The following is a 21,303-nucleotide window of genomic DNA, read 5'->3' as shown; positions in this document are numbered from 1 at the left end:
AGTGCGCAGCGCTCCCAGGATTTTGGGGCCGCTGCGCAGCCCAGCGGGAGCAAGCTCCCTCGCCACACCAGCTCCCCAGCCACACCAGCTCCCTAGCCACACCAAGCTCCCTCACCACAAAAGCAGTCCGGCTCTAGTACAGCGCGCCATCCAGAATCTGATAGACGATGCTGGTGCCAACGGCGATCAACACGATGTCCCCGCCCGAACGGCGCCATTCATAACCAGGGTATTGCGGCAGATGGCCCAGCGCCCGTGGGTCCAGACGCTCACCATAGTAGTTTGGCGGCAGGCGCTGGCCGCGCACCAGGTGGATGCCGGGAGGCGGCGGCGCGCCACGGCGGAAGTCGCCATGGTTGTCGCGGATGACCTGTCTCACAGGACCAAAGTCCTGAGGCGGCCCACCACGGTGGTTGTCCTGCGGCCCGCGATGGTCATCGCCACGTTGATCGTGCTGGCCCTGTGGGCCACCACGGTCAGGTCCGCCACCCTGATCATAGGGCGCAGCTTGGACCAGGGCGCTGGCGCCAAGCACCAGCACGCCTACACCTGCAATCAAACGTTTGGGGATTTTCATGGGGCTGTTTCCTCAGTACTGCACGAACAAAAAAGGGATTTCGAACCGGGTTCGAAATCCCTTGGTCTTGTTAGCTTAGGTGCTGATTTGCCAGCATGATTCCTCTGTATCAGGAACTTTACCTACCGCTTACGAGCCGCTTACTTACGGGCGTTGCGTACACCTTCCGACAGCGCCGAGCACAGGGTCAATACACCGTCGATGGCCTGTTGATCATTGCTGGCGTTGGCGATGTGGTCGATCAGTGCCGACCCCACCACCACACCGTCTGCCAGGCGGGCGATTGCAGCGGCCTGCTCCGGGGTGCGGATGCCGAAACCGATGCTGATCGGCAGGTCGGTATGCCGACGCAGACGGGTCACGGCCTCTTCGACGTGTTCCAAGGTCGCGGCACCGGCGCCGGTCACACCGGCCACCGAGACGTAGTACACAAACCCTGAGCTGCCGTTGAGCACGGTCGGCAGGCGCGCGTCGTCGGTGGTCGGCGTGGTCAGGCGGATAAAGTCGATACCGGCAGCCTGGGCCGGGTCGCACAGCTCGCCGTTATGTTCCGGCGGCATGTCGACCACGATCAGGCCGTCGACGCCGGCTTCTTTCGCATCGCTGATAAAGCGTGGCACGCCGTACATGTGGATCGGGTTGAAGTAGCCCATCAGCACCAGCGGCGTGTCGCTGTTGCCCTCGCGGAACTCGCGAACCATTTGCAGGGTTTTCGTGAGGTTCTGCTTGGCGGTCAGCGCGCGGATGTTGGCCAGTTGAATCGCTGGGCCGTCGGCCATCGGGTCGGTGAAGGGCATGCCCAACTCGATCACATCGGCGCCGGCCGCCGGCAACCCTTTGAGGATCGCCAGCGAGGTGTCATACCCCGGGTCGCCAGCGGTGACGAAGGTCACCAGGGCGGCGCGGTTTTGTTCTTTCAGTTGCGCAAAACGTGTTTGCAGGCGGCTCATCAGTGTTTCTCCTGCTTGGATTGTTCCATGTGGTGCATCACGGTTTGCATGTCTTTGTCGCCACGGCCGGACAGGTTGACCACCATCAGGTGATCTTTCGGCAAGGTCGGTGCGCGCTTGAACACTTCGGCCAAGGCGTGGGCGCTTTCCAGTGCAGGAATAATCCCTTCCAGGCGGCAGCATTTGTGAAAGGCGTCGAGGGCTTCGTCGTCGGTCACCGAGGTGTACTGGACGCGGCCGATGTCATGCAGCCAGGCGTGTTCAGGGCCGATGCCCGGGTAGTCGAGGCCCGCGGAGATCGAGTGGGCGTCGATGATCTGGCCATCGTCGTCCTGCAGCAGGAAGGTACGGTTGCCGTGCAGTACGCCCGGGACGCCGCCGTTGAGGCTGGCCGCGTGTTTGCCGGTCTCGATGCCGTAGCCGGCCGCTTCAACGCCGATGATCTCGACGCTGGTGTCATCCAGGAACGGGTGGAACAGGCCCATGGCATTGGAACCGCCGCCGATGCACGCCACCAGGCTGTCGGGCAGACGGCCTTCCTGGGCCTGCAGTTGGGTACGGGTTTCCTTGCCGATCACGGCCTGGAAGTCGCGAACCATGGCTGGGTACGGGTGCGGACCGGCCACGGTGCCGATCAGGTAGAAGGTGCTGTCGACGTTGGTGACCCAGTCACGCAGCGCTTCGTTCATCGCGTCTTTCAGGGTGCCGGTACCGGCGACCACCGGGATCACTTCAGCGCCCAGCAGCTTCATGCGAAATACGTTGGCCTGCTGGCGCTCGATGTCGGTGGTGCCCATGTAGATCACGCATTGCAGGCCGAAACGCGCGGCGACGGTGGCAGTGGCCACACCGTGCATGCCGGCGCCGGTCTCGGCGATGATGCGTTTTTTACCCATGCGCCGCGCCAGCAGGATCTGGCCGATGCAGTTGTTGATCTTGTGGGCGCCGGTGTGGTTCAGCTCTTCGCGCTTGAGGTAGATCTTGGCGCCACCGCAGAACTCGGTCAGGCGCTCGGCGAAGTACAGCGGGCTTGGGCGTCCGACGTAGTCGCGCTGGAAGTAGGCCAGTTCTTCGTTGAAGGCCGGATCGATCTTGGCCGCTTCGTATTCGCGGGCCAGATCAAGGATCAACGGCATCAGGGTTTCCGCCACGTAGCGGCCGCCGAACGAACCAAACAGGCCATTGGCATCCGGGCCGTTGCGTAAATCGGTCTGGGTCTGAGTCATGGGACGCTCCAGGTAGAAAATGTGTAAGAGGCAATGACGGTCACTCTACCCCTGACGCTTCCGCGTGAAAACCGATAAGATCGCCACAACCTGTCAGGAAAACTCACAGATGAGCCGAGACCTCCCACCGCTGAATGCCTTGCGCGCTTTTGAGGCGACTGCGCGCCTGAACAGCGTTAGCCAGGCCGCTGAGCAACTGCACGTGACCCATGGTGCGGTCAGCCGGCAGCTGAAGGTGTTGGAAGAACACCTTGGTGTAAGCCTGTTCGCCAAGGACGGGCGCGGCCTCAAACTCACAGATTCCGGCATTCGCCTGCGAGATGCGAGTTTCGAGGCCTTCGAGCGACTGAGGGACACCTGCGCCGAGCTCACGCAAAGCAGTGCCGATGCGCCGTTTGTGCTCGGCTGCTCCGGCAGCCTGCTGGCGCGCTGGTTTATTCCGCGTCTGGGGCGCCTGAACGCCGAGTTGCCGGATTTGCGCCTGCATCTGTCGGCAGGTGAAGGCGATCTTGACCCGCGTCGCCCCGGCCTGGACGCGCTGCTGGTGTTCGCCGAACCCCCATGGCCGGCGGATATGCAGGTGTACGAATTGGCCAGCGAACGCATCGGCCCGGTCATGAGCCCGCGTTTTACCCATTACGAGCGATTGCGCCAGGCGCCTCCCGAGGCGCTGCTGAGTGAGGCCCTGTTGCACACTACCTCACGCCCGCAAGCCTGGCCCAGCTGGGCGCAGCACCATGGGATCGACGCTGGCGCGTTGAAGTACGGTCAGGGGTTTGAGCATTTGTATTATTTGCTGGAGGCGGCGGTGGCCGGGCTAGGGGTAGCAATTGCGCCTGAGCCGCTGGTGGCAGAGGACCTGCGAGCGGGTCGCCTGGTTGCGCCGTGGGGTTTCAGTGAAACCCCGGCGCAACTGGCGTTGTGGCTACCCAAGCGCGCCGCAGATGGGCGCGCCGGGCAACTGGCGCAGTGGCTCAAGGCTGAGCTTGCGCGCCAGGACGTTTAATCGCCGCGTTTGCACAGCAAGTAGGCCGCCAGCAGACCTAGCGCGCCGACGGCAACACCGGCGGTAGTCCATGGATGCTCTTGCGCGTAGTCCCGTGTTGCAACACCGGTTTCGCGGATTTTGACTTTGCTTTCTTCGTAGGCATCGCTGATCAGGTGGCGAGAATGCTTGAGGGCGTTCTCGGCATTGCTTTTCAGGGCCTTCAGGGTTTTGCGCGACTCGTCAGACGCATCGTCCTTGAGGCTTTCCAAAGACTTGAGCAGGCTCGAAATCTCGGCTTCCATGCTTTCCAATGACGCTTTGCGTAAAGAGGTGTTGGCCATGTGGGCTCTCCTGGAGTGATTGAGTGGCGTGTGTTGTTTCCGACTGCGGCGGTTTCAGAAAGTGCAGTAAATCTGAACTTTCACATCGCAATAGCCGCCAGAAGCAGTACGAGAATTCACTGCTAGTCTTGATTAACGACCCCAGGAGAAAAACTTATGAGTGATCATCACACCTACAAGAAAGTCGAACTGGTGGGCTCTTCCGCGACCAGCATCGAGGAGGCCATCAACAATGCCCTGGCTGAAGCCAGCAAGAGCATCAAGCACTTGGAGTGGTTTGAAGTGACCGAAACCCGTGGCCACATCAAGGACGGCAAGGCTGCGCATTTCCAGGTCACCCTCAAGGTGGGGTTCCGAATTGCCAGTAGTTGATTGAGCCGGTTGAACTTGCGCGCTGGCCGATTGCCATAAACTCCGCTACAACCTTTAGGCACGTCGACGTGACGAGCGGCGACGTGCTTCCTTTCGATCAACCCAAGGAAGTGACGGATGAAGAACTTTTTGTTGGCGGTAGGTTTGTTGAGCATTGCGGGCACAGCCCTGGCGGCGGGCAAGCCTTGTGAAGAGCTGAAAAGCGAGATCGCGGCGAAAATCGACGCGAAAGGCGCTTCGGGCTACTCCCTGGAAATCGTGGATAAAGGTGCTGCACCTAGTGACCACACGGTTGTCGGCAGCTGTGAAGCCGGTACCAAGGAAATCGCCTACAAGCGCGGGTGATCCCGTGTTGCAGACGTAAAAAACCGACGCAAGTGCGTCGGTTTTTTTATGCCTGCGATCCCTCGCTCCGCGTGGGAATGAAGCCTGGGATGCTCTGCGTCCCGCCTCACTCCTGGATTTAGCCCTTCATGATCTGCGCCAGCAGCTCGTAGGAATGAATCCGGTCGGCATGTTCGTACAGGTCACAGGTAAAGATCAGCTCATCAGCGCCGGTCTGCTCCACCAGCACCTCCAGCTTGGCGCGGATCTTCTGCGGGCTGCCCACCATGGCCAGGCCGAGGAAACTGCCCACGGCGTCTTTCTCATGGGGCAGCCACAGGCCGTCCATGGTCTTGACCGGCGGGCGCTGCACCAGGCTTTGCCCACGCATCAGCGCGAGAATTCGCTGGTACACCGAGGTGGCCAGGTAGTCGGCCTGCTCATCGGTGTCGGCAGCTACCAGCGGGATACCGAGCATCACGTAGGGCTTGTCCAGCACGGCCGAAGGCTTGAAGTGGTTGCGATAGACGCGAATCGCTTCATGCATCAGGCGCGGTGCGAAATGCGAGGCAAAGGCGTAAGGCAAACCGCGCTCGCCCGCCAGTTGTGCACTGAACAGGCTTGAGCCCAGCAGCCACACAGGCACATTGGTGCCCGTGCCGGGTACAGCGATCACGCGCTGGTCCGGGGTGCGCGGGCCAAGGTAGGCCATCAGTTCTGCCACGTCTTCCGGGAAATCATCGGCACTGCCGGAGCGTTCACGGCGCAGCGCGCGGGCGGTCATCTGGTCGGAGCCTGGTGCGCGGCCAAGGCCCAGGTCGATGCGGCCCGGGTACAGGCTTTCCAGGGTGCCGAACTGCTCGGCGATCACCAACGGTGCGTGGTTGGGCAGCATCACGCCACCGGAACCGACACGGATCGTCGAGGTGCCGCCGGCCAGGTAACCCAGCAATACCGAGGTCGCCGAGCTGGCGATGCCGTCCATATTGTGGTGTTCGGCGACCCAGAAACGGTTGTAGCCGAATTTTTCCACGTGCTGGGCCAGGTCCAGGGAATTGCGCAGCGACTGCGCCGGGCTGCCGTTGGCGCGCACGGGCACGAGGTCGAGGGTCGAGAACTTTACGTCGGACAGCGATTTCATAAGCCTGCTTCTCCAATGGGGGCGCAGGCTTCTTAGACGAACCAAAACCTGCCGCTTCATGTGCATGTCCTATGCAATGAGGGCATATACCCGAGATTCAATAGCGATGGTGAAATTTCCTACTTAATCGCTAGGTTTCTCCGACAAGATGAACTTTGCCGTGGCGTCTATCCTCAGAACCCTTACTGACGCAAAACCACCGTTCGAGGAGACCGCTATGAGTATTGTTAAAAAAGCATCCGCGCATTGGGAAGGCGACCTGAAGACTGGCCTGGGTTCCATTTCCACCGAAACCGGCGTTCTGCGTGAAGCGCCTTACGGCTTCAAGGCCCGTTTCGAAGGTGGCAAGGGCACCAACCCTGAAGAACTGATCGGCGCAGCCCATGCCGGTTGTTTCTCCATGGCGTTTTCCATGATTCTCGGCGATGCCGGGCTCAAGGCCGACAGCATCGACACCCAGGCCGAAGTGACCCTGGACCAAGTGGACGGTGGCTTTGCGATTACTGCCGTGCACCTGACCCTCAAGGCGAAGATCCCGGGCGCCAGCCAGGCGCAGTTCGATGAGCTGAGCAAAAAGGCCAAGGAAGGATGCCCCGTGTCCAAGGTACTGAATGCAACCATTACCCTGGATGGCACGCTGGTTAGTTGATGCAACCCCCTTGCAGGGGTGAGCTTGCTCGCCCCTGCAGGTGCAAATGTGGTCGAATAGCCGATTGCAGACTCAGCGCACACCCGTGCGCGTGCATTCAGGGAGCTTCACACATGAAACGTATTGCCTTGGCGGTTATCTGCTGTGCACTGGCCACGTCGGCGCTGGCGGCGCCAAAAGATTGTGAAGAGCTCAGGAAGGAGATCGAGGTCAAAATCCAGGCGAATGCCGTTCCGTCCTATACCCTCGAAATCGTCACCAAGGAAGAAGCTGACAAGCACGACAGCGCCATGGTTGTCGGCAGCTGTGAGAATGGCACCAAAGCCATCGTCTACCAGAAGAACAACGACTGATCAGATGCAGTTGACGCTACGTTCTTCGGCCAGCAATTGACCCGCTTTGTTGTACAGCCGGATATTCGGGTTGTAGCCCAGTGAGCGCCCTTCCAGGCGATAGCGCTGGCCCGCCTCGAAACGGTCGTATTGCAGGGTCATGAAGCAGGTACGGTCAGTGGTTTGGCCAAACCCGCCGAAACTGCCGCCGGTAGGCACCTCGAAATCAAAACGCACCATCAATTCATGGCTGCCTGGCGGCACCTGGAAGAAGCGCCCGTCGTTCAGGTTTTTCCCGTCCAGGCGTTGCGCCATTACCAGCTTGGCGCCGGGTGTCGGGGTAGCGAAGTCGACCCAGGCCTGGTGTGGATCAACCGGCGGTAGTGGCGTCGACGCACAGGCACTGAGAAAAATCGCGGCGACGGGAAGCAGTAGCTGACGCATGTTAAGCACTCAACTGTAGGAATGGTTTTTTGAACGGCTGCGTTCGGCAGCACGCTCCCTGTGAGTATAAACACGCCACGCCATGGAAAAATTCCCCACAGGCGAGATAGTCTGGCGGGATGGTTACCGGCGAGAGGTTTTAATGGTCAGGCGTTTGCTTCCCGGCTTCATGCTGCTGTTGCTCAGCGGCTGTTCCAGCGTCAGTTATTACAGCCAACTGGCAGACGGCCAATGGCAATTGCTGCGTGCCCGGGAGCCGGTCTCCGCGGTCGTCGCCGACCCGTCCCGGCCACAGGTGCTGCGCGAGCACTTGGCGCAATCGCAGAAAGCCCGCACCTTCGCCAGCGAACACCTGCACCTGCCGGATAACCAGAGTTACCGGCTGTATGCCGATATCGGCCGTCCTTACGTGGTCTGGAACGTGTTCGCCACGCCTGAATTTTCCCTGTCGCCGCAAACCCACTGCTTCCCGATTGCCGGTTGCGTGGCCTATCGCGGCTACTACAACCAGGGCGCCGCACGCGGCCAGGCGGCTTTGTTGAAGCAGCAAGGCATGGATGTGTCGATTGGCGGCGTGGAGGCCTATTCCACCCTCGGCTGGTTCAACGACCCGATCATGAGTTCGATGATGAGCTGGGGGGACGAGCGCCTGGCCACGCTGATTTTTCATGAGCTGGCGCACCAGCGGTTTTATGTGAAGGACGACACCGAGTTCAACGAGTCGTACGCCACCTTCGTCGAGCAGGAAGGTACCCGGCAATGGCGCGCCGCCCAAGGCTTGCCGCCTGCCAGCGAGTCAGCGCTGAAACAGCGCGACCAGTTCACCCGGCTGGTGCTCGATACCCGCAAACGCCTGGAGCAGTTGTATGCGCAGCCGCTGGCGGCAGATGCCATGCGCCAGGCCAAGGCGGCTGAATTCGAGCGCCTGCGCCGTGACTACCGGCACATGCGCGATAGCCAGTGGGGTGGCGACAAGCGTTATGACGCCTGGGTCAACCTACCGATGAACAACGCAAGGTTGCTGCCGTTTGGGCTGTATGACCAGTGGGTGCCGGCGTTCGTCGCGTTGTTCCGGCAGGAAGGCGGGGATTGGCCGAGGTTCTTTGCGGCGGTGGAGAAGCTGGGCGGGTTGCCGGTGGATCAGCGCAAGGCGGCCCTGAGGGCGTTGGAGGGATCCGGGCAAGTGGTTGGCCGGTAGGGCCTCATCGCGGGCAAGCCCGGCTCCCACATTTGACTGAGTTGTCTTGGCCGACCGTGATCAAATGTGGGAGCTGGCTTGCCTGCGATAGCGCATTCAAGGCCGTTGCAAAAACGCCTGATACAGCTCGGTCAACGTTTCGAAATGCCAGGTCGGCGCCTCGGCACTCAGCTCTTCATGGCTGCCAAACCCATAACCCACCGCCGCCGAATCCAGCCCATTGCTGCGGGCCCCGATTAGGTCGTGCTTGCGGTCGCCAATCATCAAGGTGCTGGCCGGGTCCAGGCTTTCTTGCGCCATCAGGTAGGCGATCAGCTCGACCTTGTTGGTGCGGGTGCCGTCCAGCTCGCTGCCGTAGATCACCTTGAAGTGCTTGGCGAAATCAAAATGCCGGGCGATTTCCCGGGCAAATACCCAAGGCTTGGACGTGGCCACATACAGCTGGCGGCCCTGGCCGTTCAGCTCCTCAAGCAGCGGCATCACGCCGTCGAACACGCGGTTTTCGTACAGGCCGGTGACCTTGAAGCGCTCGCGGTAGAAATTCACCGCCTCCCAGGCCTTGGCTTCGTCGAAGCCATAAAACTGCATGAACGCTTGCAGCAGCGGCGGGCCGATGAAGTGCTCAAGTTTGGTCAGGTCCGGCTCATCGATCCCCAGTTTGGCGAGGGCGTACTGGATCGAGCGGGTGATGCCTTCGCGCGGGTCGGTGAGGGTGCCATCGAGGTCGAACAAAACGGTCTGGTAATGCATGGGTGTCCTTGTCATTGGTCGAAGCCTTCGGCCAGGTGCAGGTCTTTGAGCTTTACGTAGTTCGCGGCGCTGTAGGTGAAAAATGCCCGTTCCTTGTCAGTCAGCGGGCGGATTTGTTTAACCGGGCTGCCAACATACAAAAAACCGCTCTCAAGTTTCTTGCCCGGCGGCACCAGGCTGCCGGCGCCGATGATCACCTCGTCTTCCACCACGGCGCCGTCCATCACAATGCTGCCCATGCCGATCAGGATCCGGCTGCCTACCGTGCAGCCATGCAGCATGACCTTGTGGGCAATGGTCACATCGTCGCCGATCAGCAGCGGGAAACCATCAGGATTGAAGGGGCCTGCGTGGGTAATGTGCAGCACGCAGCCGTCCTGCACGCTGGTGCGCGCACCGATGCGGATGCGGTGCATGTCGCCGCGGATCACCGTCAGCGGCCATACCGAGCTGTCGGTGCCGATTTCGACGTCGCCGATCACCACCGCCGATGCATCGACGAAAGCCCCGGCGGCCAGGGCCGGCGTGTGATTCTGGTAGGTGCGAAGGGTCACGATAGGCTCTCTCTCTTCTGCTGATAGCTGCGGTGGGCGTTGATTGTAATTAAGATGGCCCCATCTTTGTTCTTACATGTTTCTTCAGCCAAGGTGCCCACCGTGAGCGCGAACAACCCTCTTCTGCAGTCCTACGACCTGCCGCCGTTCTCGGCGATCCGTGCCGAGCACGTACAGCCGGCCATTGAACAGATCCTCGCCGACAACCGCGTCGCCATCGAAGGCATCCTGCAAAGCCAGGGTAAAAATCCGACCTGGGCCGGGCTGGTCCTGGCCATGGACGAACTCAATGACCGCCTGGGTGCCGCCTGGAGCCCGGTCAGCCACCTGAATGCCGTGTGCAACAGCGCCGAACTGCGGGAAGCCTACGAGGCGTGCCTGCCGGCACTGAGCGCCTACTCCACCGAGATGGGCCAGAACCGCGAGTTGTTCCAGGCCTTCGACGCCCTGGCCAACAGCCCGGAAGCCGCCGGCTTCGACGTGGCGCAAAAAACCATCCTGGAACACTCCCTGCGGGACTTCCGTCTGTCGGGTATCGATTTGCCGCCTGAACAGCAAAAGCGTTATGCCGAAGTGCAGAGCAAGCTCTCCGAACTGGGCAGCAAGTTCTCCAACCAATTGCTCGATGCCACCCAGGCCTGGACCAAGCACGTCACTGACGAAGCAACCCTCGCCGGCCTGACCGATTCCTCCAAGGCGCAAATGGCTGCGGCTGCCCAGGCCAAGGGCCTCGACGGCTGGCTGATCACCCTGGAATTCCCAAGCTACTACGCGGTGATGACCTACGCCCACGACCGCGCCCTGCGTGAAGAAATCTACGCAGCCTACTGCACCCGCGCGTCGGACCAAGGCCCGAATGCCGGTCAGAATGATAATGGCCCGGTCATGGAACAGATCCTCGACCTGCGTCAGGAGCTGGCGCAACTGCTGGGCTTCGCCTCGTTCTCCGAGCTGAGCCTGGCCACCAAAATGGCCGAGTCCAGCGACCAGGTGCTGAGCTTCCTGCGTGACCTGGCCAAGCGCAGCAAGCCGTTTGCCACCCAGGACCTGCAACAGCTCAAGGCCTATGCCGCCGAACAAGGCTGCGCGGACCTGCAAAGCTGGGACAGCGGTTTCTACGGCGAAAAACTGCGTGAGCAGCGTTACAGCGTTTCCCAGGAAGCCCTGCGCGCCTACTTCCCGATCGACAAGGTACTCAGCGGCCTGTTCGCCATCGTGCAACGCCTGTATGGCATCGAGATCGCCGAGCAGAAAGGCTTCGACACCTGGCACCCGGATGTTCGCCTGTTCGAAATCAAGGAAAACGGCCAGCACGTCGGCCGCTTCTTCTTCGACCTGTATGCCCGCGCCAACAAGCGTGGGGGTGCCTGGATGGACGGCGCCCGTGACCGTCGCCGCACGGTTGATGGCGTGCTGCAAAGCCCGGTGGCCAACCTGGTGTGCAACTTCACCCCGGCCGACAGCGGCAAGCCTGCCCTGCTGACCCACAATGAAGTGACCACGCTGTTCCACGAATTCGGCCACGGCCTGCACCACCTGTTGACCCGTGTCGAGCACGCCGGCGTGTCCGGCATCAACGGCGTGGCCTGGGATGCGGTGGAGTTGCCGAGCCAGTTCATGGAGAACTGGTGCTGGGAGCCGGAAGGCCTGGCGCTGATTTCCGGTCACTATGAAACCGGTGAGCCGCTGCCTCAAGACCTGCTGGAAAAAATGCTCGCGGCGAAGAACTTCCAGTCCGGCCTGATGATGGTTCGCCAGTTGGAGTTCTCGCTGTTCGACTTCGAGCTGCACGCCACCCACGGCGATGGCCGCAGCGTGCTGCAGGTGCTGGAAGGTGTGCGTGATGAGGTGTCGGTGATGCGTCCGCCCGCCTACAACCGCTTCCCCAACAGCTTCGCGCATATCTTCGCTGGCGGTTACGCCGCGGGTTACTACAGCTACAAGTGGGCGGAAGTGCTGTCGGCCGATGCCTTCTCCAAGTTCGAAGAAGATGGCGTGCTCAATGCCGAGACTGGCCGAGCGTTCCGCGAGGCGATCCTGGCCCGTGGCGGTTCCCAGGCACCGATGGTGCTGTTCGTCGATTTCCGCGGACGGGCGCCGTCGATTGACGCACTCTTGCGCCACAGCGGCCTGAGTGAGGACGCGGCAGCATGAGTGAAGCACCTGTGAAAACCAAAAAACGCTTTATCGCCGGGGCAGTCTGCCCGGCGTGCAGCGAGCCGGACAAGTTGATGATGTGGAGCGAGGACGATGTTCCGCACCGCGAATGCGTGGCTTGCGGCTACTCCGACACGCTGAATGAACAAGGTCTGTCAGTGCCCAAGGAATTGGGTACGCGGGTCAATACGTCGGCGTTGAAAGCACCGGACCCCAAGGTGCAGGCGGTGCAGTTCTTCCCTAATCCGAAGCTGAAAAAAGACTGACCGAGAAGCGCTCCCTGGGTTGATGGCTCAGGGAGCGACCACCCAGGCGGTTTTTTCCTCGGCCGGGTCTTTGGCGTTGTCCGCGGTATTCAGCCAGCTTTTCATCGAGCACAGCGCAAAGGCGCTGGTGCTGCATTCACCGTTGGCCAGTGCAGTGCGTAACTTGTCGACATCCGCCTTCATCATGTAGCGAACGCCGTCCTTGAAGCCGCTACTGGCGCCGAAGCCGCCCAAGGTCATTTCGTTCAGCGCATCTTCCTTGCTCCATCCCTGAATCACCACCCGATACATCGCCGCCATCAGGCCCGTGCGGTCAGAGCCGTGTTTGCAGTGCATCAGCACCGGGCCGTTGGCTTCGGCATCCTGAATCGCGCGCAACGCTGCGAGCACATCGGCGTCATCGACATGGTTGGTGCGATAGGACAATTGCACCTGGTTGATGCCGGGTGATTTCAGCCAGTTGGCATCTGACTCGGGCAAAAAGTTGATCACCGTTCCGATCTTGAGCTTTTCCAATACAGGAACAGCACCGCTATCCGGCAGCGCGCTGCGATAGAGCGTGGGCGTCATTTGATACAGGTTGTATTGATTGCCCACAGGCTGGGCCCATTCCGATGAACGGATGGGCGTGAGCTCTTCGGCCTGGGAGGGTGCGGTGGTGAACAACGCCATGAACACGAGGCTGAGGGCAGGCAGCAATTGATTCTTGAACATGCGCGATGTAACCGAATAGGAAGGGGCTGATGGGGCCCAGATTCGCCTACAGGGGGTCAATGCCGCGTGAGGTGCTCGTCAAAGAATCGTGAATAAGCCGGCTCCGAGCAGGTTTTTTCGCGCTGAATCGATTTTCCCCGATCCTTAGCCTGCTATCCTTTGTAACTATTGATTGCTGCTGTGTTCTATCCCCTTGGGTCCTTTGGATCCCATTTACTGCCAAAACTATAAGTCGTTCCTCGAAGCGGCTGATAAATCCGTGACCACATGATGAGGTGCCACCATGTCTGATCAAGATCAAGACAACCCCCGGCGTGAGTTTTTACGCAAATCCTTGACCTTGATCCCCGTGGTCACTGTCGCCAGCACGGGCCTGGGCGGTTCGATGCTGATGGCGGTTCCCGAACCGGCTCAAGCCAGCCCGGAGAAGGCGCCCGTCAGCAGCAAGGCCTATGAGCCGAGCTATTTCACTGCCGAGGAATGGGCCTTTATCAACGCGGCCGTTGCGCGCCTGATCCCGGCGGACGACCAGGGCCCAGGCGCCCTGGAAGCCGGCGCGCCGGAATACATCGACCGTCAGATGAACACGCCGTACGCGGCGGGTGCCCTGTGGTTCATGCAAGGCCCGTTCAATGCCGACGCGCCGCCTGAAATGGGCTGGCAGAGCAAATTGGTGCCCAAGGAGATCTATCGCCTGGGCATCGCTGCCACGGATGCCTGGTCGAAAGCGATGAACGGTAAGCTATTTGCCGAGCAAGACAGCGCTACCCAGGAAAAGTTGTTGCAGCGCCTGGAGGCCGGCGACGCGCAATTCGACAGCGTCCCGCCGAAGATTTTCTTCAATCTGTTGCTGCAAAACACCAAGGAAGGGTTCTTTTGCGACCCGGTCCACGGTGGCAACAAAGGCATGGTCGGCTGGACCATGATCGGCTTCCCCGGCGCCCGCGCCGATTTCATGGATTGGGTTGAACGCAACGAGCAATACCCCTTCCCGGCTGTTTCGATCCGTGGCGAGAGGGCGTAAACGTGGCGACCATCATGAAGAAAGTGGATGCAGTGATTGTCGGCTTTGGCTGGACCGGCGCGATCATGGCCAAGGAGCTGACGGAAGCTGGCCTCAACGTGGTAGCGCTGGAGCGCGGCCCGATGCAGGACACCTACCCGGACGGCAACTATCCCCAGGTCATCGACGAACTGACCTACAGCGTGCGTAAAAAGCTCTTCCAGGACATCTCCAAGGAAACCGTGACCATTCGCCATAGCGTGAATGACGTGGCGATGCCCAACCGCCAACTGGGCGCTTTCCTGCCTGGCAACGGTGTCGGCGGTGCAGGCCTGCACTGGTCCGGCGTGCACTTTCGGGTGGACCCGATCGAGTTGCGCATGCGCAGCCATTACGAAGAGCGCTACGGGAAAAACTTCATTCCCAAGGACATGACCATCCAGGATTTCGGCGTCAGCTATGAAGAGCTGGAACCATTCTTCGACTATGCCGAGAAAGTCTTCGGCACCTCCGGGCAAGCCTGGACGGTAAAAGGCCAGTTGGTGGGCGAAGGCAAGGGCGGCAACCCTTACGCACCGGATCGCTCCAATCACTTCCCGCTGGAATCGCAGAAGAACACAGTCTCCGCACAGCTGTTCCAGAAGGCCGCCACGGCCGTGGGGTACAAGCCCTACAACCTGCCTTCCGCGAATACATCGGGGCCGTACACCAACCCTTACGGCGCCCAGATGGGCCCGTGCAACTTCTGCGGCTTCTGCAGCGGTTATGTCTGCTACATGTATTCCAAGGCTTCGCCGAACGTGAACATCCTGCCGGCCTTGCGCCAGGAACCCAAGTTCGAACTGCGGCCCAATTCCCACGTGCTGAAGGTCAATCTCGACAGCACCAGGAGCAAGGCGACCGGCGTGACGTATGTCGACGCCCAGGGGCGAGAATGCGAGCAGCCGGCGGACCTGGTGATCCTCGGTTCCTTCCAGTTCAACAACGTGCGCCTGATGCTGCTGTCGGGCATCGGCAAACCCTACGACCCGATCTCCGGTGAGGGCGTGGTGGGCCGCAACTTCGCCTACCAGAACATGGCCACCATCAAGGCGTTCTTCGACAAGGACGTGCACACCAACAACTTTATCGGTGCCGGCGGCAATGGCGTGGCGGTCGATGACTTCAACGCCGACAACTTCGACCATGGGCCTCACGGCTTTGTGGGCGGCTCGCCGATGTGGGTCAACCAGGCGGGCAGCCGGCCGATTGCCGGTACCTCCAACCCGCCGGGCACGCCGGCCTGGGGCAGCGCGTGGAAGCGCGCCACGGCTGATTACTACACCCATCAGGTGTCGATGGATGCCCATGGCGCCCACCAATCCTACCGTGGCAACTACCTCGACCTGGACCCGGTTTACCGCGATGCCTACGGCCTGCCGCTGCTGCGCATGACCTTCGACTGGCAGGAAAACGACATCAAGATGAACCGCTTCATGGTCGAAAAAATGAGCAAGATCGCCGAAGCGATGAACCCCAAGGCGATTGCCTTGCTGGGCAAAAAGGTGGGCGAGCACTTCAACACCGCGTCTTACCAGACCACCCACCTCAACGGTGGCGCGATCATGGGCACCGACCCGAAAACCAGTGCCTTGAACCGCTACCTGCAGTGCTGGGACGTACACAACGTGTTTGTCCCGGGCGCTTCCGCGTTCCCACAAGGCTTGGGCTACAACCCTACGGGCCTGGTGGCGGCATTGACCTACTGGTCGGCGCGGGCAATTCGCGAGCAGTACCTGAAAAACCCCGGCCCACTGGTTCAGGCATAAGGAGCGATGACCATGAAAGCATTTGTTATCGCGTCCCTGGCTTTGTTCAGCAGCTGCTCGGTGAGTGCGGCTGAAACCGATCTGGTCAAACAGGGTGAATACCTGGCGCGCGCCGGTGACTGCGTGGCCTGCCACACCGCCAAGGGCGGCAAACCGTTCGCCGGTGGCCTGCCGATGGAAACCCCGATCGGCACCATCTACTCCACCAACATCACCCCGGATAAAACCGGCCTGGGCGACTACAGCTTCGAAGACTTCGACCAGGCCGTGCGCCATGGCGTCGCCAAGAACGGTAGTACGCTTTACCCGGCGATGCCCTACCCGTCTTACGCGCGGGTCAGCGAAAGCGACATGCAGGCGCTGTACGCGTACTTCATGAAGGGCGTGGAGCCGGTGGCGCAGGTGAACAAGGACAGCGACATTCCCTGGCCGTTGAGCATGCGTTGGCCGTTGGCCGGGTGGCGCTGGATGTTCGCCCCCAAGGTTGAGGACTACCAGGCCCAGGCGGGCGCCGACCCGGTGATCAGCCGTGGCGCTTATCTGGTAGAGGGCCTTGGCCACTGCGGTGCCTGCCATACGCCACGGGCCCTGACCATGCAGGAAAAATCCCTGAGTGCGTCGGATGGCAGCGCTTTCCTGTCCGGCAGTGCGCCGCTGGAAGGCTGGATTGCCAAAAGCCTGCGGGGCGACCACAAGGACGGCCTGGGAAGCTGGAGCGAAGACCAACTGGTGCAATTCCTCAAGACCGGGCGCAGTGATCGCAGCGCGGTGTTTGGCGGCATGAGCGACGTTGTGGTCCACAGCATGCAGTACATGTCGGAAGAGGATCTGACGGCTATCGCCCGTTACCTCAAGAGCTTGCCGGCGGTGGATCCCAAGGATCAGCCGCACCAGTACGACAAGCAGGTCGCCGATGCGCTGTGGAAGGGTGATGACAGCAAGCCGGGTGCCTCGGTGTACATCGACAACTGCGCGGCGTGCCACCGTACCGACGGCCACGGCTACACCCGCGTGTTCCCGGCGCTGGCGGGCAACCCGGTATTGCAGACGGCGGATGCGACGTCGCTGATCAACATCGTGTTGAACGGCGGCACGTTGCCGGCGACGCATACGGCACCTTCGACCTTCACCATGCCGGCGTTTGCCTGGCGGCTGTCGGATCAGGAAGTGGCGGATGTCGTCAGTTTCGTTCGGGACAGTTGGGGTAATAAGGGAGAGCCTGTAAAGGCTTCGCAAGTGAAAGACTTGCGAAAAGATGCAGTAACTACCGAAGCTGATCAAACTTCAGAGAAGTAGTGTCAGTTGCCAGGTTTATAGTTTTATATATAAGCCTGGCAACTAGCCGATTAATTATCGAGGGGCGCAGGTTTTTACAAAGCTATTCGCCATGTTCAGGAAGATGGTCTTGTCCTGTTCATCGAAGTCGCCGTCGTTATCCAGGTCGGTGGTGGAGGATGTGGTGTCGTAGTGCCCGTCCCTGTTGGAGGAAGAGGCATACATGGCGTAGGACAGTTTACCGTCGGTAAAGCGCTCCATTAATACTTCCGGGCTGTTATCTTTTTCAAAGTCTTCGCATGTAAAGCGTAGTTCATCCTGAGACATAAATATCCTGTAGGTGGTAATGAGTTAAGTTGTGATCATAGCGATGTGTTAATAACTTTATCCATGTCACATATGTCGCGATTTATTTCTTGTTTGGTTACATGTAGGAAGGTGTCATTCCGTTCGTGCGAAGGTCGATGCTAGACCGCGCCGCCCAGTGGTGCTGGTGAAAAGCGATCTTCTCGAATACTGTATATGGATACAGTTTATGAGGTCTGACTATGAATGTCCCTTTGCCGCCTCGCGGGCGCGGCACGGCCACCAACCTGCACAACCGTTTTGCGCCCACCGTCAGCGTGGCGGAAGACGACGGTTGGTATCAGGAAGTGCCACAGACCCAGGGCACCGAAGTCCGTATCGAGACCGCGAAAACCATCATTACCCGCAACAGCTCGCCGGATATCCCGTTTGACCGGGCGATCAACCCGTATCGCGGCTGCGAGCATGGTTGTATCTACTGCTATGCGCGGCCCAGCCACGCGTATTGGGACCTGTCGCCGGGGCTGGACTTCGAAACCAAGCTGATCGCCAAGACCAACGCCGCCGACGTGCTTGAGCAGCAACTGTCGAAACCGGGCTACACCTGCGCGCCGATCAACCTGGGCTCCAACACCGACCCGTACCAGCCCATCGAGCGCGAGTACAAGATCACCCGGCAAACCCTCGAAGTGCTGCTGCGCTACCGTCATCCGGTGACGATCATTACCAAGGGCTCGCTGATCCTGCGGGACCTCGACCTGCTGACCGAGTTGGCGCAGCAGCGGCTGGTGGCGGTGATGATCAGCCTCACCAGCCTGGACGATGAACTCAAGCGCATCCTCGAACCGCGCACGGCTGCGCCCAAGGCCCGGCTGCGGGCGATCCGGGTGATGCGTGAGGCGGGGATCCCGGTGGGCGTGCTGTGTTCGCCGATGATCCCGATGATCAACGACAGCGAGCTGGAAAGCCTGCTGGCCGAAGCTCATGCCGCGGGGGCACAAAGCGCGGCGTACATGATGCTGCGTTTGCCTCTGGAGGTGGCGCCGCTGTTTGAGGAATGGCTGGCGGCCCATTACCCGCAGCGCGCGGCCCATGTGATGAGCCTGGTGCGGCAGGTGCGCGGCGGTGAGGTCTACGACAGCCGCTTCGGTGTACGCATGCGTGGCGAAGGGCCGTTTGCCGATTTGCTGGCGCAACGTTTCGCCAAGGCGATCAAACGATTGGGGCTCAACCGGCGGGAAGGGTTTAATCTGGATTGCACGGCGTTTTGTCCGCCGGGCAGACAGATGGCATTATTGTAAACTGCTGGATAAGCGTACTTTTCTGTAGGAATAGTCGCGTTTTGATATCACTGAAAGCCCCGATCTAGAGCGGCTCATTCAGTTTGAGTTAAGTTTCGGCGGGTACCTTGTTCATCGAGTGACTAATGAGTCGGCGCTTCAGTTCGGGCGCCGGCCGCACTGGAAAACTCCCCTGCTCCAACCAAGAGGATGAATTATGAGTGACAAGGATAAACAGCCGTTGGCTGCGTCGGCTTCAGCCCCTCACGAGGCGGAATCCGCCGATGCAGCGCTGCAGCACATCGTTGAAGGCTTTTTGCATTTCCATAACGAGATCTTCCCCCAGCAGGAAGAGCTCTTCAAAAAACTCGCCACGGCCCAGAGCCCGCGGGCGATGTTCATTACCTGCGCCGACTCGCGCATTGTTCCCGAGCTGATCACCCATAGCTCCCCTGGGGATTTGTTCGTGACCCGTAACGTCGGTAACGTCGTGCCGCCTTATGGGCAGATGAACGGCGGTGTTTCAACGGCTATCGAGTACGCGGTACTGGCCCTTGGTGTGCAGCACATCATCATTTGCGGCCACTCCGACTGCGGCGCCATGCGCGCGGTGCTCAACCCCCAAAGCCTGGAAAAAATGCCCACGGTAAAGGCCTGGCTGCGCCACGCCGAGGTCGCCAAGACCATGGTCCAGGACAACTGCGATTGCGCCAACGAACACGAAAGCATGCACGTGCTGACCGAAGAAAACGTGATCGCCCAACTGCAGCACCTGCGCACTCATCCCTCCGTGGCCTCGCGCATGGCCAACGGGCATTTGTTTATCCATGGCTGGGTCTACGACATCGAGACCAGCGAAATCAGGGCCTACGATGCGGATCAGGCAGCGTTCCTGCCCTTGAACGGTACCCAGCCGATTCCATCCGCGACGCCTAAAGCGCGCTTCTAAAACAATCCCCTGTCGGGTAACGCGATGGCTGCCGTTCGAGCAGCCAGGCCTTGCCACGCCCGGCGAATGCCTCGGGAGAGTCATTATGCGTGCTGCTCAATTGAAAGCTGTGCTGCCACGGGAGCTGCTGGCTTCCGTGGTTGTGTTTCTGGTCGCCCTGCCGCTGTGCATGGGGATCGCCATCGCGTCCGGAATGCCTCCGGCCAAAGGCTTGATCACCGGCATCATCGGTGGCCTGGTGGTCGGTTGGCTGGCGGGGTCGCCGTTGCAAGTCAGCGGTCCGGCGGCAGGTTTGGCGGTGTTGGTGTTCGAACTGGTTCGCCAGCATGGCATGGCCATGCTCGGGCCGATCCTGTTGCTGGCGGGCTTCCTGCAATTGGTGGCCGGGCGTTTGCGCCTGGGCTGCTGGTTCCGCGTGACTGCGCCTGCAGTGGTGTACGGGATGCTGGCGGGGATCGGGGTGCTGATTGTCCTGTCGCAAGTACACGTGATGCTCGACGGTGTGCCAAAGCCCTCGGGGCTGGATAACCTTGCCGGCTTCCCTGCGGCACTGATCCAGGCGATCCCCACATTGGGCGGCGGGCTCGGCTGGCAGGCCGGTTTGCTCGGGCTGTCGACGATTATGGTGATGTGGCTGTGGGACAAGTTCCGCCCGCAAAAACTGCGCTTCGTCCCCGGCGCCCTGCTCGGCGTGGGTTTGGCGACAGTCACCAGCCTGGTGCTGGCGTTGCAGGTCAAGCGGGTGGAGGTGCCGGAAAACCTCGCGGATGCCATCGATTGGCTGCGCCCCAGCGACCTGCTGAACCTGGCGGATCCCAATCTGTTGATCGCGGCCTTCGCCGTGGCATTTATCGCCAGCGCTGAAACGCTGCTTTCGGCGGCGGCAGTCGACCGTATGCACAGTGGCCAGCGTTCCGACTTCGACAAGGAATTGTCGGCACAAGGTGTGGGCAACATGCTGTGTGGCCTGGTCGGCGCCCTGCCGATGACCGGTGTGATCGTGCGCAGTTCGGCCAACGTCCAGGCCGGCGCTACCACGCGTTTGTCGGCGATGTTCCACGGCTTATGGCTGCTGGCGTTCGTGCTGTTGCTGTCCAGTGTGCTGCAAAGCATTCCGGTGGCAAGCCTGGCGGGTGTGCTGGTGTACACCGGGATCAAGCTCGTGGACATGAAGGCGTTTCGTGGCCTGGCGCGCTACGGGCGAATGCCGATGTTTACCTACGCGGCGACGGCGCTGGCGATCATCTTTACCGACCTGCTGACGGGTGTGTTGGTGGGCTTCGGGTTGACGCTGGTGAAGCTGGCGTTCAAGGCCTCACGCTTGAAGATAAGCCTGATCGACCTGCCGCAGGAGGGCGAGATGGAGCTGCGATTGACGGGGGCCGGGACCTTTCTCAAGGTGCCTGCATTGACCCAGGTGCTGTCGACGGTACCCGCCGGGACCACCTTGCATGTGCCGCTCAGTAACCTGAGTTATATCGACCACTCCTGCCTTGAGCTATTGGAGGAATGGGGTCGGGCCAATGCGGCCAAGGGCTCGAAGCTGATGATCGAGGCGCGGGGGTTGAAGCGCAGGTTGGAGGGGCGGGTAAGAACGACGACCGGAATAGGCTCGGCGCCGTCTGTTGGCTGACGAAACCGGATCAAAATGTGGGAGCGGGCTTGCTCGCGAAGGCGCAGTGTCAGTCACTGAATGTGT

General features: G+C 60.7%; 24 protein-coding genes. 14 read left to right on the top strand and 10 right to left on the bottom strand.

Going from position 1 to position 21,303, the window contains the following annotated elements; translation table 11 throughout:
- Nucleotides 1-133 precede the first annotated feature (133 nt).
- From ACW9I6_RS19725 to trpB, 3 genes are all read right to left on the bottom strand, one after another.
- Nucleotides 134-577 carry an anti-virulence regulator CigR family protein gene (locus ACW9I6_RS19725; RefSeq protein WP_003214903.1) on the bottom strand — a complete coding sequence of 148 codons (444 nt, stop codon included), beginning with the start codon at nucleotides 575-577 and terminating at the stop codon, nucleotides 134-136.
- Between the two features lie 140 nt (nucleotides 578-717).
- Nucleotides 718-1,527, bottom strand: coding sequence for a tryptophan synthase subunit alpha (gene trpA, locus ACW9I6_RS19720; RefSeq protein WP_003214901.1), 810 nt, complete (start codon nucleotides 1,525-1,527; stop codon nucleotides 718-720).
- Nucleotides 1,527-2,753, bottom strand: coding sequence for a tryptophan synthase subunit beta (trpB, locus tag ACW9I6_RS19715; protein ID WP_003214899.1), 1,227 nt, complete (start codon nucleotides 2,751-2,753; stop codon nucleotides 1,527-1,529). The genes trpA and trpB overlap by 1 nt, the downstream gene beginning before the upstream one ends.
- 109 nt (nucleotides 2,754-2,862) lie before the next feature.
- Between trpB and ACW9I6_RS19710 the strand changes: the two genes are divergently transcribed.
- On the top strand, nucleotides 2,863-3,759 hold the full coding sequence (locus tag ACW9I6_RS19710; protein WP_457339701.1) for a LysR family transcriptional regulator: 897 nt from the start codon (nucleotides 2,863-2,865) through the stop codon (nucleotides 3,757-3,759).
- On the opposite strand, the gene ACW9I6_RS19705 is transcribed toward ACW9I6_RS19710, so the two are convergent.
- Nucleotides 3,756-4,082: a DUF883 family protein gene (locus ACW9I6_RS19705; protein ID WP_003170746.1), complete on the bottom strand. Its 327-nt coding sequence runs from the start codon at nucleotides 4,080-4,082 to the stop codon at nucleotides 3,756-3,758. The two genes, ACW9I6_RS19710 and ACW9I6_RS19705, sit on opposite strands and share 4 nt — an antisense overlap.
- Nucleotides 4,083-4,238: 156 nt before the next feature.
- Between ACW9I6_RS19705 and ACW9I6_RS19700 the strand changes: the two genes are divergently transcribed.
- On the top strand, nucleotides 4,239-4,454 hold the full coding sequence (locus ACW9I6_RS19700; RefSeq protein ID WP_008439585.1) for a dodecin: 216 nt from the start codon (nucleotides 4,239-4,241) through the stop codon (nucleotides 4,452-4,454).
- Between the two features lie 117 nt (nucleotides 4,455-4,571).
- Nucleotides 4,572-4,799 carry a DUF1161 domain-containing protein gene (locus tag ACW9I6_RS19695; protein ID WP_003214893.1) on the top strand — a complete coding sequence of 76 codons (228 nt, stop codon included), beginning with the start codon at nucleotides 4,572-4,574 and terminating at the stop codon, nucleotides 4,797-4,799.
- 118 nt (nucleotides 4,800-4,917) lie between these two features.
- Here the strand turns inward: ACW9I6_RS19695 and ACW9I6_RS19690 are convergent, their stop codons facing one another.
- On the bottom strand, nucleotides 4,918-5,919 hold the full coding sequence (locus tag ACW9I6_RS19690; protein WP_008439586.1) for an LLM class flavin-dependent oxidoreductase: 1,002 nt from the start codon (nucleotides 5,917-5,919) through the stop codon (nucleotides 4,918-4,920).
- 217 nt (nucleotides 5,920-6,136) lie between these two features.
- Between ACW9I6_RS19690 and ACW9I6_RS19685 the strand changes: the two genes are divergently transcribed.
- Nucleotides 6,137-6,568: an OsmC family protein gene (locus ACW9I6_RS19685; protein ID WP_008439587.1), complete on the top strand. Its 432-nt coding sequence runs from the start codon at nucleotides 6,137-6,139 to the stop codon at nucleotides 6,566-6,568.
- A 113-nt stretch (nucleotides 6,569-6,681) separates the two neighbouring features.
- On the top strand, nucleotides 6,682-6,921 hold the full coding sequence (locus ACW9I6_RS19680; RefSeq protein ID WP_003214887.1) for a DUF1161 domain-containing protein: 240 nt from the start codon (nucleotides 6,682-6,684) through the stop codon (nucleotides 6,919-6,921).
- Here ACW9I6_RS19680 and ACW9I6_RS19675 read toward each other — a convergent pair whose 3' ends face one another.
- The gene (locus ACW9I6_RS19675) at nucleotides 6,922-7,344 is read right to left on the bottom strand and encodes a PA0061/PA0062 family lipoprotein (protein ID WP_032899915.1); all 423 of its coding nucleotides are present in this window, start codon (nucleotides 7,342-7,344) and stop codon (nucleotides 6,922-6,924) included.
- Nucleotides 7,345-7,486: 142 nt separating this feature from the next.
- Here ACW9I6_RS19675 and ACW9I6_RS19670 point away from each other — a divergent pair, with 142 nt between their 5' ends.
- A complete protein-coding gene (locus tag ACW9I6_RS19670; protein WP_457339700.1) occupies nucleotides 7,487-8,542 on the top strand; it encodes an aminopeptidase in 1,056 nt (351 codons plus the stop codon).
- Between the two features lie 96 nt (nucleotides 8,543-8,638).
- Here ACW9I6_RS19670 and ACW9I6_RS19665 read toward each other — a convergent pair whose 3' ends face one another.
- Nucleotides 8,639-9,292 carry an HAD family hydrolase gene (locus ACW9I6_RS19665; protein ID WP_457339699.1) on the bottom strand — a complete coding sequence of 218 codons (654 nt, stop codon included), beginning with the start codon at nucleotides 9,290-9,292 and terminating at the stop codon, nucleotides 8,639-8,641.
- Between the two features lie 11 nt (nucleotides 9,293-9,303).
- Nucleotides 9,304-9,846: a gamma carbonic anhydrase family protein gene (locus ACW9I6_RS19660; RefSeq protein WP_003214876.1), complete on the bottom strand. Its 543-nt coding sequence runs from the start codon at nucleotides 9,844-9,846 to the stop codon at nucleotides 9,304-9,306.
- Nucleotides 9,847-9,948: 102 nt separating this feature from the next.
- On the opposite strand from ACW9I6_RS19660, the gene prlC reads away from it, so the two are divergent.
- Nucleotides 9,949-12,000, top strand: a complete 2,052-nt coding sequence (gene prlC / locus ACW9I6_RS19655) for an oligopeptidase A (RefSeq protein ID WP_003214874.1) — start codon at nucleotides 9,949-9,951, stop codon at nucleotides 11,998-12,000.
- Nucleotides 11,997-12,269 (top strand): YheV family putative zinc ribbon protein, encoded by a 273-nt coding sequence (locus tag ACW9I6_RS19650; RefSeq protein ID WP_003214872.1) that lies wholly within the window; start codon nucleotides 11,997-11,999, stop codon nucleotides 12,267-12,269. The genes prlC and ACW9I6_RS19650 overlap by 4 nt, the downstream gene beginning before the upstream one ends.
- Nucleotides 12,270-12,296: 27 nt before the next feature.
- Here the strand turns inward: ACW9I6_RS19650 and ACW9I6_RS19645 are convergent, their stop codons facing one another.
- Complete coding sequence (locus tag ACW9I6_RS19645; protein ID WP_087694559.1) at nucleotides 12,297-12,983, bottom strand: tyrosine-protein phosphatase; 687 nt, start codon at nucleotides 12,981-12,983, stop codon at nucleotides 12,297-12,299.
- Nucleotides 12,984-13,266: 283 nt separating this feature from the next.
- Between ACW9I6_RS19645 and ACW9I6_RS19640 the strand changes: the two genes are divergently transcribed.
- From ACW9I6_RS19640 to ACW9I6_RS19630, 3 genes are read left to right on the top strand one after another with little or no spacing between them, the layout of a single operon-like run.
- A complete protein-coding gene (locus ACW9I6_RS19640) occupies nucleotides 13,267-14,007 on the top strand; it encodes a gluconate 2-dehydrogenase subunit 3 family protein (protein ID WP_003214869.1) in 741 nt (246 codons plus the stop codon).
- 2 nt (nucleotides 14,008-14,009) lie between these two features.
- Nucleotides 14,010-15,794: a GMC family oxidoreductase gene (locus ACW9I6_RS19635; RefSeq protein WP_003214867.1), complete on the top strand. Its 1,785-nt coding sequence runs from the start codon at nucleotides 14,010-14,012 to the stop codon at nucleotides 15,792-15,794.
- Between the two features lie 12 nt (nucleotides 15,795-15,806).
- Nucleotides 15,807-17,090, top strand: a complete 1,284-nt coding sequence (locus tag ACW9I6_RS19630) for a c-type cytochrome (protein ID WP_457339698.1) — start codon at nucleotides 15,807-15,809, stop codon at nucleotides 17,088-17,090.
- Between the two features lie 54 nt (nucleotides 17,091-17,144).
- Here the strand turns inward: ACW9I6_RS19630 and ACW9I6_RS19625 are convergent, their stop codons facing one another.
- The gene (locus ACW9I6_RS19625; RefSeq protein ID WP_087694556.1) at nucleotides 17,145-17,396 is read right to left on the bottom strand and encodes a hypothetical protein; all 252 of its coding nucleotides are present in this window, start codon (nucleotides 17,394-17,396) and stop codon (nucleotides 17,145-17,147) included.
- A 221-nt stretch (nucleotides 17,397-17,617) separates the two neighbouring features.
- On the opposite strand from ACW9I6_RS19625, the gene ACW9I6_RS19620 reads away from it, so the two are divergent.
- From ACW9I6_RS19620 to ACW9I6_RS19610, 3 genes are all read left to right on the top strand, one after another.
- Nucleotides 17,618-18,676 carry a PA0069 family radical SAM protein gene (locus ACW9I6_RS19620; RefSeq protein WP_003214861.1) on the top strand — a complete coding sequence of 353 codons (1,059 nt, stop codon included), beginning with the start codon at nucleotides 17,618-17,620 and terminating at the stop codon, nucleotides 18,674-18,676.
- A 196-nt stretch (nucleotides 18,677-18,872) separates the two neighbouring features.
- A complete protein-coding gene (locus ACW9I6_RS19615) occupies nucleotides 18,873-19,604 on the top strand; it encodes a carbonic anhydrase (protein ID WP_003214859.1) in 732 nt (243 codons plus the stop codon).
- Nucleotides 19,605-19,689: 85 nt separating this feature from the next.
- A complete protein-coding gene (locus tag ACW9I6_RS19610; RefSeq protein ID WP_008439613.1) occupies nucleotides 19,690-21,237 on the top strand; it encodes a SulP family inorganic anion transporter in 1,548 nt (515 codons plus the stop codon).
- Nucleotides 21,238-21,303: the final 66 nt, after the last annotated feature.

Source organism: Pseudomonas sp. SDO5522_S412 (assembly GCF_054071215.1).
This window is presented reverse-complemented; position numbering and strand designations above follow the sequence as displayed.